Origin of the sequence: Erythrobacter sp. EC-HK427 (assembly GCF_902498745.1) — a bacterium.
Taxonomy (GTDB): Bacteria; Pseudomonadota; Alphaproteobacteria; order Sphingomonadales; family Sphingomonadaceae; genus Alteraurantiacibacter.
The window spans coordinates 2,132,881-2,145,914 of record NZ_LR701479.1 but is presented as its reverse complement, the minus strand read 5'-3'; the positions used below and the strand labels follow the sequence as shown (position 1 = coordinate 2,145,914).

Below are 13,034 nucleotides of genomic sequence, written 5' to 3'. Positions count from 1 at the left end.
ACGGTTTATGCAAGAAAATCAGGGCGCTGCCAGCAATGGCGGCGCCCTTTTTCGTTCCGGCCAAAAAAAATTCTTCCCGCCGGGAACCCCTTGCGTGATGTTGCATTGTATCGCGTAGCAGGACCGGGCCCCTCTGGCGCGTGCAGCAATGCCGCGTGATGTCGGACTGCGACGAACAGCAGGGGCCGGGACCATCTCCCAACATCATTATCGCCCCTGATCGAAAGTCATCGTGACTCCGTGCCCTTTGGTGCGGAGCGAAGAAGGGAAGTATCTGATGAAGAAGATTGTTTCTGTTTCGCTGGCCGGCGCAGCCGCGCTTGCTCTGGTGGCTTGCAGTGAAGCTGCAACCGAAGGCGGCGAAGGTGGAGAGACCGCAGAAGCCGGCGCTGCGATCACCGAAGCCGATGTCGACGCCGCGCGCGAAGCCTGGGGCGAAGGCATTGTCGCCATCGGCGCGGTCAGCACCGAAGGTGGCGACGTGGCCGAAGCGGCCACGAACCACATCAACACCTTCTACGGCTACGAAGACGGTATGACCGTGCTCTTCAAGCCGACGCTGGCGGCGGTGGACCAGTTCCGCGGCACCTTCGATGAAGCGCTGACCTACTTCATCGGCGCCGAGGGCACCGAGGATGGCGGCTTTGCAATCAAGCCGTGGACGGCCGTCCGCTGGGAAAACGAAGGCACCATCATCGATGAAGACGGCAATACCGCGCTCGCGATGGGCAATTATTACTTCACCGACACCGACGGCAACGACACCAAGGTAGAATACACCTTCGGTTACGAGCGCAACGATGCCGGCGATCTTGTGATCGTCCTCCACCACAGCTCGCTCCCCTTCTCGGCTGAGTAACCGGGACGATCACACCCCTGTCCGGTGCTGACTCTCCACCATCGGTACCGGACAAAACGATGCCCCCGCCGCACCAACCCCGGCGGGGGCATTTTTATGGCTGGTTGCGCCTCAGTGCGAGCAGGTTGGAGTAGTGCGCCTCGAGCGTATCCTCGCCAAACTCCGGCGTCGCATCGGCATCATAAACCTGCCGCTGCGTATCCCACACCAGCATGGACTCGGTCGCATAGTAGCGCCCGATACGGGCATATTCGGCCTTGGCGGCAGCGCGCTTGGAAAACCTTCCGGCGAGCGACAAGGCGGCAATAGCCAGATCCATCAGGCGCGGCGTGATGCTGCGGTAGCGCGGCTCTTTGCCCAATATCCCGAACAGCATCTCGCCCTGCTCCTTCGGTGAAATTGCCGGACCGGGGCCGCCAATGGGGAGGATACGGTTATGCTTCGCCGGATCGTCCAGCGCAGAGACGATGAAGCGCGACAGATCGGCATCGGAAATCGGCTTGCACCGGGTCAACTCGCCATTGCCGAACAGCAGGAAGGGTTTGCCCTTCGCCACTCTCGCCACCTGCCCGCTCAGCGATTTGAAGAAGGCTGTAGGGCGGATGATCGACCAGGTGAGGCCGGAAGCCTGCAACTCTGCCTCGAACGCCAGCTTGGCCTGCTGGAAAGCGAGCTGCGGCTTCTGCACGCAAATGGCGGAGAGCAGGACGAATTGCCCCACCCCCGCCGCTTGCGCCTCCTTCAGGATCGCGGAATTGGCGGCGTAATCGATGGCCCAGGCATCATCCGGCACCCCGCTGCGCGAGGCGATGCAGGAGATGACGGCATCGAAGCGGGTCTCGGCCAGCACTTGCGCAATGCTCGCACGATCTGTGATATCGGCCTGTACGATCCTCGCCCCTTCACCGGAAAATCCGCTGCGCGTGATGCAGGTCGTCTCATGCCCCGCCACCAGCAGTTGGGCAAGCACCGCGCCACCAATCGTGCCGCTCGCGCCGAATAGCAGGACGCGCTTTGGCGACACGTTGCTCAATCGATCACCGCCAGCCCGTCACCGCCCGGCCCGGTGGCGATGCGGCGCAGCACTTCGCCGCTGGCGAAGTCGATCTCGGCAATCGTGTCGGTCGCTGTTTCGGCGGCGTAGAGGCGGATGCCATCGGCGCTGAACACCAGCGTCACCTGCACCGCATCTCGGCTGCCGGACACAGGGATAGTGCGCACCACTGCATTGGAGCGCGTCTCGATCACCGTCAGATCGCCACTGCCGAAATTGCTGCTGACGATATAGTCGCCGGACGGGTGCATGGCGAGGCGGATCGGCACTTGCCCTGTCGGCACTTCGGCGAGCACCTCCAGCGTCAGCGGATCAAGGCGGTAAGCAATGCTGTCCGCATTCGAAGCGACCCACAGGCTTCCCCCATCGGGCGAGAGAGCAATGGCCTCGATCTGGTTGCCGATGCGGGCGCGGGCGGCTTCTTCCGCGCCATCCAGATTGTAAAGCACGACTTCGCCTGCTTCGATGAATGTGCCCCAAGCGCTGCGCCCGTCAGGCGAGACGGCAATCAGGTGCGGGCCACGTGCCGCCCCTTCCCCGCCGCCAATTTCCTGCCAGGGAAAGAGCGGAGGCACTCGGCCGTCCTGCATTTGCACTTCGAAACTGTAAAGCGACCCGCGCCCTTCCGCGCCCGCGATGACGCGACCGTCGGGCAGCCACAAGGCACTGTGCACCCGCGCATTCGTGCCAAGGAATAGCGTTCCGGCTTCGGCGAGGCTCTCTGTCGAGAAGACCTCGACCGACCGCCCCGAATAGCACGCCACCAGCACAAATTGCGCATCCGGCGACACGGTCAGCTCATGCGGGTTCTCGCAGGTTTCCGCGCGGTGAGTCTCCTCGCCCGTAGCAAGGTCAATCCGCGACAGGCTTGCCCCCCGTTTGTTGGCGACGAACAGCGTGCCGGTGCCTTGCGCCGAAGACATAGACTGCGCCTCCAACTGGGCTGGCGCGCAGGCGGTCAGCGAGAGGCCAAGCATGATGAACGCAAGCAGGCGCATGGTTTCCTCCGGTTGCACGTTCCAGGCCGCCAATGTGGCGCATCGGCCCAGCAAAGGGAAGCACCGCTATTCGATCAGCGCAATCCCGTCCCCGCCCGCGCCTGCTGCCAAACGGCGGCGCAGCTGGCCGCTGGCCCAGTCGATCTCGGCAATGGTGCCGCTGGCCGTTTCGGAGGCATAGATCCGGGTGCCATCGGCGCTGAAAATCAGGTTCACCTGCTCCGCCGCGGCATCGCCGGAGACCTCTATCGTACGCACCACTTCGTTCGTCGCCACGTCGATCACTGTCAAATCGCCGCCTGCAAAATTGGAGCTGACCAGGAAATCGCCCGAGGGATGGAACGCCAGCCGGATCGGCAGCGCGCCCGTCTCCACTTCGGCCAGCACATCCAGCGTCAAGGGATCGAGGCGGATCGCCTGATTGTCGGTGTGCGAGGCGACCCACAGGCTTTCACCGTCGGGCGACAAAGCGGGCGAGCCGACGGTCTCGCCAATCCGGCGGCTTGCCGCATCGGCAGCGTTGGCAAGATCATAGCGCACCACATCGCCGCGCGGGATGACGGTGCCAAAGGCGAAGCGCACATCGGGCGACACCGCGAACAGATGCGCGCCAGTGGGCCAAGGCGGGCCGTCGACCCCGCCAAACTCGGTGAGCGCCTCTTTGCCGTCCAGCCCGGCCGGAAAATCGACGAAAATCATTGACCCGCGCCCCTCCGCGCTGACGATCAGGCGATCATCGCGCACCCAATGCGCGGCGTGCGGCAGTGCGCCATCGGGCAGTTCGACCGTGCGCACGGGGGCGAGATCGGCGGTCGCGTAAATTTCGATTGTCCGCCCCGTATAGCACATCACTGCGACATAGTGTTCGTCGGGCGAGATGGTCAGCTCGTGATTGTCATCGCAGGTCTGTGCGCGATGCGTTTCCTCTCCGGTGAACAAATCGATGCGCGAGAGGCTGCCGTCATATTTGTTGGCGACAAACAGGGTGCCTTCGGGCGGATCGAATTGCCGCGCGGGCTCCTGCGCGCAGGACGCGAGTGCAAGGGCGGCGGCGAACAGGGTTAGGCGCTTCATGCGATGGTGTATTCCATCGAAGGCTGGATAAATGGTTCACGCGGGGAACGCAAAGGCAGCACATACCCCTTCCCCACCCAAAAGCTGTCTACAAGGATATCGCGCAGAGTCCGCAGAGGTCGCCGAGGCCTTGCGTGCAATCAAAAATCTCCGGGCTCTCTGCGATCTCTGCGCGAACCAGAATGCAAGCGCCTACGGCGCGGAAAGGAACCGCACCAGCGCCGCGCCCAGTTCGGGCCGCGTCACGCAGCTCATGTGGTTGCCGGGGATCACTTCGACAAAGGCATCGGGCAGCGCATCGGCGAGGCGTTGGGGGGAGCCGTTGTCGCGGTCTTCATCGCCGATCAGCACCATGGTGCGCATGGCGATGGTGGAGAGCTTCGCCACATCGATATCGTCCACGCCCTTGGTCAGCAGCAGGCGGGCCGCATCCTTGTCGATGCCCTGCGCGGTCATGAAAGCCTTGGCGATAAACGCCGGATCGCCGCGCTCGATTTCATCGTACCGGTCGATCATGTCGATGAAAAAGGCGACGCGCTTCTCCCAATTGGTCAGCCCTTCCAGCCCCATGCCGGAGAGCACCAGACGGCGCGGCGCAAGGCCCGCAATCACATTGCTCACCGACGTGCGCGCGCCGAGCGAGAAGCCGACCATGTCATAGTCGGTCAGCCCCAGCGCCTCTACGATGGCGAAGCTGTCGCGCACCAGCACACCGGGCATGATCGCATCCACGTCGGTCGGGGAATCGCTTTCCCCGTGCACCCGCCAATCGGGCATGATGCATTCAAACCCTGCTTCTGTCAGCGCGGCGGCATGGCCGTATTTGATCCAGTTGACCTGCGCGCTGGAAAACAGCCCGTGCAGCAGCAGCACCGGCCGCCCCTCCCCCATCCGGTGAATGGCGAGGCGGGTGCCGTCGAAGCTGGTGATGTGTTGCGTGGTGAGCTCTGCCATCACCGGAAGATGCAGTTTTCGCCCGCCCACAGCGCTTCGACGGTCGCATCGTCACCGGTGCCGGTGAACAGGCCGGAGATGATCGCCTCGCCTTCGCCGATGGTGAATTCCTCACCCAGCGTGCTGTCTTCCACCATGGTGATTTCGTCATTGGCGAGCATATCGGCGCGCTGGCCAGTGCCCGACCATGGCGGCGTGGCGTAGTAACCGACAAATTCGTCGGCCTCGTTGAACGAGAGCGTCAGCCCGGCATATTCGGTCGTCTTGAGCCAGCAATCGCCGGTACCATCATGCCCGCCGGTCGCTGCGCCCACCACGTTGGCCAACGTCGCTTCGGTGGCCGCGCGGGCCGAGCCGAAGGGCGCGGCGAGCTGTTCGAAGCCGTTCTGTGCCGGGATGGTAATGCCGCCCGCGCCCAGATCGATGGTCGCATCCTCCGGCGCTTCGCTTGCCGCCTCTGTCGCTGCATCATCTGCCGGGGCATCCTCAGCAGGCGTGCAGGCGGCGAGTGCGAGGAGCGGGAGGACGAAAAACAGCTGACGGCGCATGGCGCTTACCCCTTCTGCAAATGGCGGCGGCCGAGCAGTTCGGCGATCTGCACCGCGTTCAATGCCGCACCTTTACGCAAATTGTCGCTGACACACCACAGGCTGATACCATAATCGACCGTCGGATCATCGCGCACGCGGCTGATATAGGTCGCGCCGTCGCCCGCCGCTTCGATCGGGGTGACGTATCCGCCATCCTCGCGCTTGTCGACCAGCATGATGCCGGGGGCCTCGCGCAGAATTTCCATTGCCTGTTCTGCCGAAAGCTCGTTCTCGAATTCGATATTCACCGCTTCGGAATGGCCGACAAACACCGGCACGCGCACGCAGGTGGCGTGAAGTTTGATCTTGGGATCGAGGATCTTCTTGGTTTCGACCACCATCTTCCACTCCTCCTTGGTGGAGCCGTCATCCATGAACACGTCGATATGCGGGATGACGTTGAAGGCGATCTGCTTGGTGAAGGTCTCGGGTTCGGGCTTGTCGCCGACAAAGATCGCGCGGCTCTGTTCGAACAGTTCGTCCATTCCCGCCTTGCCCGCGCCGGAGACCGACTGGTAGGTGCTGACCACCACCCGCTTGATCACCGCCGCATCGTGCAGCGGCTTCAGGGCCACCACCAGCTGCGCGGTCGAGCAGTTGGGATTGGCGATGATGTTCTTCTTTGTGTAGCCGTCAATCGCCTCCGGATTCACTTCGGGCACGATCAGCGGCACGTCGGGATCCATGCGGTAGAGCGAGGAATTGTCGATCACGACGCAGCCAGCCGCCGCTGCCTTGGGGGCATATTCCTTGGTCGGCCCGCTGCCTGCGGCGAACAGCGCGATATCCCAGCCGGCGAAATCGAAATGCTCGATATTCTTGCACTTCACCATGCGGCCCGAATCGCCGACTTCGATTTCCATGCCGGTCGAGCGCGAGCTGGCGACTGCCGCCACCTCGTCCATCGGGAATTCGCGCTCGGCCAGAATGGCGAGCATTTCCCGCCCGACATTCCCTGTCGCTCCGACAACCGCAACCCTGTAACCCATGACTCGCTCGCTCCATTGAAAGGGAGCGCCTGACTAGCGCCCCTGTTCGGGAGGGCAATAGGAATTGCGGTTTCAGGCGTAATCACCTGACGGCAAAACCTAGCCTTTGGTCGGTAGTACTCCCCAAGTCCAAAAATGACATTTTCTTTGCAGTCGCTGCGAATACTTCGCCCGCCAAGTATTCGGTGAACGATGGCTGACCGCAACATTCAGCCTTGCAGAAGTTACATCAGTTTACCTCGCATCTCCGGGGGCTCCAGAGAACAACCCAATAGGAGAAACATGATGGCACGGATTTTTGGAACGAATGGTATCGATCGTATCACCGGCACCGAGCTGGACGATTTCCTCTACGGCTACGCCCGCGGCGCCAAGCTGCTGGACACCGGTGCAGACCGCATCTTCGGCGGCAAGGGCAACGACTTCATCGATGGTGCCGCAGGGAACGACACCCTTGATGGCGGCGAAGGTGACGATGTGATCTATGCCGGGTTCGGCAATGATATCGTCTTCGGCGGCAAGGATCAGGATATCCTGTTCGGCGAAGCGGGTAACGACCGGATGTCGGGCGGCGAAGGGCAGGACCGGCTGGATGGCGGCGATGGTGCCGACATTCTCAACGGCAATGACGGCGACGATATGCTGTTCGGCGGCCTGATGGCCGATACGCTGTTCGGCGACGATGGCGATGATCTGCTCGACGGCGGAGCCGGTACCGACCGGCTGTTCGGCGGCGAAGGCACCGACACCCTGCTTGGCGGCGCTGGCCGCGATTTTCTGACCGGCGGGATCGGCCAGGACTTCCTCACCGGCGGTGCAGGCTCTGACTTCTTCATCTTCCAGGGCCAGTGGGATTTCGACACCGTGGTCGATTTCCAGAACGGGCGCGACAAGCTCGATCTGCGCGGCAACGGGCTGACCTTTGCCGATCTGATGTTCGAAATGGTCGATGCCGACAGCGACGGGCTGACCGACGACCTGCTCATCAAGAGCGATATCGGCGCGGTCGGCGAGATTGCCCTGCTCGACACGCAGATGCAGGCGATTGACGTGACCGACTTTATCTTCGCCTGATAGCGCGCACAAACAACGCCCCCGGAGCGCACAGTGCGTTCCGGGGGCTTTTTTGTGAATGCCCTAAAATCCCCGCGCTCAATCTTCGCCCGAAGTCTCCGGTGGGGTCACCCCGTGGCGTTCGAGGAAGTTGAATACGGTGTTGTACCGGTGCGGCGAAATCTGCTCGCCCGAAACGCGGTGCGTATATCCGGGATAGAGCATCATTTCGAACGGGACATTGTTCTCCTGCCAGACCGAGATGATCTCGGTCGCATTTTCGAACACCACGTTGTCATCGGCCATTCCGTGGATAATCAGTACCGGATCGGTGATGGCGGTCGCGTTGGGGATCGCGCTCGAGGTGGCATAGGCCTGCGCGTCAGCTTGCGGCGTGCCCATATAGCGTTCGGTGTAGTGGGTGTCGTACAGCTCCCATCGCGTCACCGGCGCGCCGCTGATGCCTGCGGCATAGACACCCGGCTCGGCCTGCAACCGCTTTAGCGTCATGTATCCTCCGTATGACCAGCCATCGATGGCGATCTTGTCGGGATCGACGAAATCGAGCGTTTGCAGGAAGGCCGTGCCCGCCGCCTGGTCGCGCACTTCGACCCCGCCCATCGCGCGGTAAAGCGGCTGTTCGAAGGCGACCCCGCGATTGTTCGAGCCGCGATTGTCCAGCGCGAACCAGATATAGCCGCGATCCACGATGGCCTGCCGCAAAGCGCCGTCCCAGCCGCGATTGACGATCTGCGGCCCCGGCCCGCCATAATGGTAGAAATACACCGGATACCGCTGCCCCGGCTCCATGTCCGGCGTCACCATTTCCCAATAGAGCGGCGTGCCGTCCTCGGCTGCTATCGTGCCATATTGCGTCGGGCGATGGCTGGCGAGGAAAGGCGCGTAGGGATGATCGGCGTTGAGCGCATTCTCCTCCACCCACGCCACCCGCGCGCCCGACTGGTCGGCGATGTAGATTTGCGGCGGCGTGTTGTCGCTGGAACGGCTCACCAGCATCGTCTGCCCCGCCCCGTCCATGCTCGCCGAATGGGTGAAGCCCGCTTCGGTCAGGCGGGTGACAGTCGCCGGGTCAGCCAGATCGAGGCTATAGACGTGCTGCTCAAGCACATCGTCGCGCGTGCCCTGGAAGAACACGCGGCCCGCATCCTGATCGACGCCGACCAGGCTGGTGACCACCCATTCTCCCTGCGTCAGCTGCTGCCAGCCGTCAGGCCCGAGCAGATAGAGATGCCCGAACCTGTCCCGCTCCGACCACCAGACCAGGCGGCCATCGTCGAGGAAACGGTAATTATCCGACAGGTTGATCCAGTAATCCTCCATCGCCGCATTTTCGGTGAAGAACACCTCGCTCGCGCCCGTTGCCGGATCGACGCGGAGCATATCGAGCACGGTCTGCTCGCGGTTCTGGCGCTGGACATAGATCGCGCTGCCATCGGGTGCCCAATCGACGCGGGCAAGATAGATATCGGTCTCCGCGCCCAGATCGACTTCGACCGCATTGCCGCCATCAGGGTCCATCACGAACAGCTGGACAAGCGCATTGGCGCTGCCCGCCACCGGATAGCGTTGGTCATACACCTGCGTTCCGGTCGCGCCGATGGCCGCGCGGGTGACGATGCCGACGGGGCTTTCATCGGTGCGCTGGACGACAATGCGGCTGTCATCGGGTGCCCACCAATAGCCCGTCAGGCGGCTCATTTCCTCCTGCGCGACAAATTCCGCCTCGCCCCAGCGGATCGTGTCTTCTTCGGCAGGCGTGATCGGCTGCGGTTCGGAACCGACCGCGCCCACCCACAACCGCCGGTCGCGCACGAAGGAGACATAGCCGCCATCCTCGCTTAGCGACGGGTTGAGCTCGCTCTCCTCGGTATCGGTCAGCTGCACCACTTCGCCGCCAATGCGCGCCAAATACAGATCGCCATCCAGCGGCACGAGCAGGCCGGTGCCATCGGGTGTCCACTGGTAGGAGATAATGCCGCGCAAATCGCCCACCCGCGCCCGCTCGCGCTGCATCCGCTCGTCCTCGCTCAGCGCGCGCCCGCTGCCCAGCGCTCCGCTATCGACCAGCATCGACCATTGCGACGTCTGGCGATCATAGGCCCACAGATCATACCGCTCGCGCTCGTCCTCGCGGTTGCGCAGCACGGTGAGATAGCGGCCATCGGGCGATAGTTTCGCCTGCCGCGGCGTCGCCCCGTTGAGCGAGGGGCTGGCAAAGACACGTTCGAAAGTGAGTTCGGGCGCAGGTTCGACCATATCTTGGGCCATCACAGGGGTTGCCATAGTGGTCGCGGCGAGCGCGGCGAGAATTGTACGCATTGCAGGAAAAGACCTCTCCGATAGTTTCGGATGAGCCTAATCATCTGATCCTGCACTGACAATGAAAAGCGCGCACGAAAAAGGGCGGCTCTCCGTTTTGGAGAACCGCCCTTCCTGAAACTGGCTTGTAGCCCGCAGCCTTACTTGGCCACGTTCTCGCGGCGCTCTGCAATACGCGCGCGCTTGCCGGTGCGGCCGCGCAGATAGTACAGCTTCGCACGACGCACGACACCGCGGCGCACCACGGTGATGCTGTCGACGATCGGCGCATAGAGCGGGAACACACGTTCCACGCCTTCGCCGAAGCTCATCTTGCGCACGGTGAAATTGCTGTTGATGCTGCGGTTCGAGCGGGCGATGCACACGCCTTCGAAATTCTGCACACGTTCGCGGTTGCCTTCGATAACCTTCACGCCGACACGCAGCGTGTCACCGGGGCGGAAATCGGGAATGTCCTTGCCAGCCTTGGCAATTTCTTCCGCTTCGATAGTCTGGATCAGGTTCATGGCCTGTTTGTCCTATGTATCACGCTGCACGCCAGAGGCAGGCTGACCCGGAGTGCCACCATGGCGCTCCCATAGATCGGGCCTGCGTAACCGAGTGTCTTCCTCCGCACGGGCTTTCCTCCACGCGGCAACCTTCGCATGATCCCCCGATCGCAGCACTTCAGGGATCGTGCGCCCTTCCCATTCATAAGGTCGGGTATATTGCGGGTATTCGAGCAAGCCGTCTTCGAACGACTCCTCATGCCCCGACAAGGCCGCGCCCATTACGCCGGGAAGCAGGCGAATGCAAGCATCGAGTATGGCCAGCGCGGCAGGCTCTCCGCCGGAGAGGACGATATCGGCAAGGCTGACCTGCTCGATATCGGGGCGGGCATCGAACAGGCGTTCGTCAAAGCCTTCGAAACGGCCGCACAGCATGATGACGCCGGGGCCTTGGGCGATCTCGCGGATGCGCGCCTGCGTTATGGGTGTCCCGCGCGGCGTCATGGCGAGGATGGGTCTTTTGGCCTCCCCTCCCTTGAGGGAGGGGATTGAGGGGTGGGTGTGCGAGGTTGAGGGCGTAGCGCCTACTGCCACCGTCGAACCCCCATCCCCAACCCCTTCCCCCAAGGGAAGGGGCTTTCCGATCACACTATCCAAAGCCCGCCCTAGCACATCGGCCTTGAGCACCATCCCCGCCCCGCCACCGGCAGGCGTATCATCCACCGTGCGATGCTTGTCGTTAGCGAAATCGCGCATCTGGACAGTCTCGCACGACCAGTCCCCCCGCTCGAGCGCGCGCCCCGCAAGCGAGACACCCAGCGGCCCGGGAAACATCTCCGGATAGAGCGTGAGAATGGTGGCGGTGAAGGTCACACTTCCCCTCCCTTGAGGGAGGGGATCGAGGGGTGGGAGTTCGACGTTGCGGGAGCAGAGCTACCCACTCCCTTCGAACCCCCATCCCCAACCCCTTCCCCAAGGGGAAGGGGCTTGCTGGCCGAGAGCGTGAGAATGGTGGCGGCGAAGGTCATAGCTGATCTTCACCTGCGTCTTTGCGCTGGAAGTAATCTGCAACGAGCGTAGCAATCGCACCAATAAACATCATCGGTAATGTGAGAAGCATTCCAAGGATACTCTCCAAAGCTTCGCCCGGCCCGTCAATCGGTCTCACTAGGAGAAAGGCGAATGCCGAAAGCGGAATGACAAGCGCGTTGAAAAGCAAAGCCCAAAGAATAGCGAGTTGGCCAAACCGCTCAGACTTTTTCAAAAGCGTGAGTATGGCAATTGACAGCGGTACAGAGCCCAATAGCAAGATGACGATTATATCCAACGCACCCCATCCTTCGCCCGCGTATCAACGCTCAACTCGAACACATCGGGCCGCGAGTAGTGGCCGTCGGTATCGAGGCTCGCCAGCCCCTCGTCGCGCATCGACAGGTCGAGTTCCGCGAACAGCGTCTCTTCGCCCTCACCCGCTTGCGCGACCACGCTCGCATCGGGTGCGGCGATCAGCGAGCCGCCTCGGTTGAGCACTTCGGCCTCGATGCTTTCAATCAGTTCGCGGCCTTCAGCGCTGCCACCAGCGCGCTCAAGTCCGTTGAGCACATCGTCCTTCGTCTGCACCAGACCCGCCGCCAGCACAAAACACCGCCCTTCCATCGCATAGTGGCGGCTGGCAATCGCGTAGCTTTCGCGCACCGTCGGCCATGCCGCGACATGCAAGCTCTCGCCAAGGTTGTGCATCGCCGCGCGGGCCAAGGGCATCCAGTGCTCCCAGCAGATCAGGCTGCCGACATTGCCCCACTCGGCCTGATGCACGCCCAAAGTCGAGCCATCGCCGCGCATCCATACCAGCCGCTCGCCATGGGTGGGCACCAGCTTGCGATGGTCGAGCACCGGCAGGCCGGGGCGGAAAGTCATCTGGTTGTTGTAAAGGCTCGATCGCACCCGCTCATGCGCGCCGATGGAAATCACCGCGCCGCTGGCATCGCACAGCTCCTGCAAGGGCAGCAGCCGCTCGTCCCCCGGCACCACCGCCTGTTCCAGCAGAATGCGGTGCAGCGCCTTGCTGCCCGGATGATCCCACAAAGCCGCGCCGGGAGCCTCGTCGAGCCATAGCGGGTATCCGCCGAGAAATGTCTCGCCAAACGCCACCAGCTGCGCCCCGCCCTCTACGGCCTCACGCGCCAGCCGCACGGCCTTGTCGATCCCGTCCGAAATGGCGAGCGGCACCGGTGCGGCCTGACAGATGGCGACGTTCAGCTTGGTCATAGAGCGTGCTTAGGCGGAGCGGTCAGCCCCCGCAACCACCGCATCCTCCGCCGCCGCAGCCGCCATCGCCGCCGCCATCGCTGCCGCAACCGCCACCGCCGCTATCACCGCCCTGCTGCGCCTGCCGCATTGCGTGAAGCGGTTCGAACGGCGTGCCCACCAGCACGGCGGTGCCGAACAGCGCGACGGCAAAGCCGACCTCCTCGCCGCGCGGCGCGCTTTTGAGGCGGCTGGCGCGCTCCTGCGCCTCGGCGAGCGTCTGCTCTCCCGCCCGCGTGCGCGGATTGAATTTGAGGAAGCGGATGATGCCGAGCACCGCCGCCAGCGCGGTCAGCCCGACAAGGAAGCCCACCGCCTCCCCCTCCGC

Annotated in this window: 14 protein-coding genes; 2 read left to right on the top strand and 12 right to left on the bottom strand. The window is 63.0% G+C overall.

Annotated features, from left to right (window positions below):
* Positions 1 to 277 precede the first annotated feature (277 nt).
* Positions 278 to 859 carry a phosphoribosyl-AMP cyclohydrolase gene (locus GC121_RS10560; protein WP_151974241.1) on the top strand — a complete coding sequence of 194 codons (582 nt, stop codon included), beginning with the start codon at positions 278 to 280 and terminating at the stop codon, positions 857 to 859.
* Between the two features lie 94 nt (positions 860 to 953).
* On the opposite strand, the gene GC121_RS10555 is transcribed toward GC121_RS10560, so the two are convergent.
* The 6 genes from GC121_RS10555 to GC121_RS10530 all read right to left on the bottom strand — a co-directional run bounded on the left by GC121_RS10555 (position 954) and on the right by GC121_RS10530 (position 6,518).
* Positions 954 to 1,883, bottom strand: a complete 930-nt coding sequence (locus GC121_RS10555; protein WP_234421208.1) for an NAD(P)H-binding protein — start codon at positions 1,881 to 1,883, stop codon at positions 954 to 956.
* Positions 1,884 to 1,888: 5 nt separating this feature from the next.
* On the bottom strand, positions 1,889 to 2,911 hold the full coding sequence (locus tag GC121_RS10550; RefSeq protein WP_151974239.1) for a YncE family protein: 1,023 nt from the start codon (positions 2,909 to 2,911) through the stop codon (positions 1,889 to 1,891).
* Positions 2,912 to 2,977: 66 nt separating this feature from the next.
* The gene (locus GC121_RS10545) at positions 2,978 to 3,985 is read right to left on the bottom strand and encodes a YncE family protein (protein WP_151974238.1); all 1,008 of its coding nucleotides are present in this window, start codon (positions 3,983 to 3,985) and stop codon (positions 2,978 to 2,980) included.
* A 192-nt stretch (positions 3,986 to 4,177) separates the two neighbouring features.
* Positions 4,178 to 4,939: an alpha/beta fold hydrolase gene (locus GC121_RS10540; RefSeq protein WP_151974237.1), complete on the bottom strand. Its 762-nt coding sequence runs from the start codon at positions 4,937 to 4,939 to the stop codon at positions 4,178 to 4,180.
* Positions 4,939 to 5,487, bottom strand: coding sequence for a hypothetical protein (locus GC121_RS10535; protein ID WP_151974236.1), 549 nt, complete (start codon positions 5,485 to 5,487; stop codon positions 4,939 to 4,941). Before GC121_RS10535 ends, GC121_RS10540 begins: the two co-directional genes overlap by 1 nt.
* Positions 5,488 to 5,492: 5 nt before the next feature.
* Positions 5,493 to 6,518, bottom strand: a complete 1,026-nt coding sequence (locus GC121_RS10530) for an aspartate-semialdehyde dehydrogenase (RefSeq protein ID WP_151974235.1) — start codon at positions 6,516 to 6,518, stop codon at positions 5,493 to 5,495.
* Between the two features lie 285 nt (positions 6,519 to 6,803).
* Between GC121_RS10530 and GC121_RS10525 the strand changes: the two genes are divergently transcribed.
* Positions 6,804 to 7,592 (top strand): calcium-binding protein, encoded by a 789-nt coding sequence (locus GC121_RS10525; protein WP_234421206.1) that lies wholly within the window; start codon positions 6,804 to 6,806, stop codon positions 7,590 to 7,592.
* 78 nt (positions 7,593 to 7,670) lie between these two features.
* Here GC121_RS10525 and GC121_RS10520 read toward each other — a convergent pair whose 3' ends face one another.
* From GC121_RS10520 to GC121_RS15335, 6 genes are all read right to left on the bottom strand, one after another.
* Positions 7,671 to 9,911 (bottom strand): S9 family peptidase, encoded by a 2,241-nt coding sequence (locus GC121_RS10520; RefSeq protein WP_151974233.1) that lies wholly within the window; start codon positions 9,909 to 9,911, stop codon positions 7,671 to 7,673.
* 140 nt (positions 9,912 to 10,051) lie between these two features.
* Positions 10,052 to 10,417 carry a 50S ribosomal protein L19 gene (gene rplS, locus GC121_RS10515; RefSeq protein ID WP_151974232.1) on the bottom strand — a complete coding sequence of 122 codons (366 nt, stop codon included), beginning with the start codon at positions 10,415 to 10,417 and terminating at the stop codon, positions 10,052 to 10,054.
* 12 nt (positions 10,418 to 10,429) lie between these two features.
* Positions 10,430 to 11,272, bottom strand: coding sequence for a tRNA (guanosine(37)-N1)-methyltransferase TrmD (trmD, locus tag GC121_RS10510; protein WP_151974231.1), 843 nt, complete (start codon positions 11,270 to 11,272; stop codon positions 10,430 to 10,432).
* A 151-nt stretch (positions 11,273 to 11,423) separates the two neighbouring features.
* Entirely contained in the window at positions 11,424 to 11,726 is a 303-nt protein-coding gene (locus GC121_RS10505) for a hypothetical protein (RefSeq protein WP_151974230.1), read from the bottom strand.
* Positions 11,717 to 12,667, bottom strand: coding sequence for a carbon-nitrogen hydrolase family protein (locus GC121_RS10500; RefSeq protein WP_151974229.1), 951 nt, complete (start codon positions 12,665 to 12,667; stop codon positions 11,717 to 11,719). The genes GC121_RS10505 and GC121_RS10500 overlap by 10 nt, the downstream gene beginning before the upstream one ends.
* A 22-nt stretch (positions 12,668 to 12,689) precedes the next feature.
* Positions 12,690 to 13,034, bottom strand: a 345-nt coding sequence (locus tag GC121_RS15335; RefSeq protein WP_199857830.1) for a TIGR04222 domain-containing membrane protein, incomplete at its 5' end; no start/stop codon positions are given.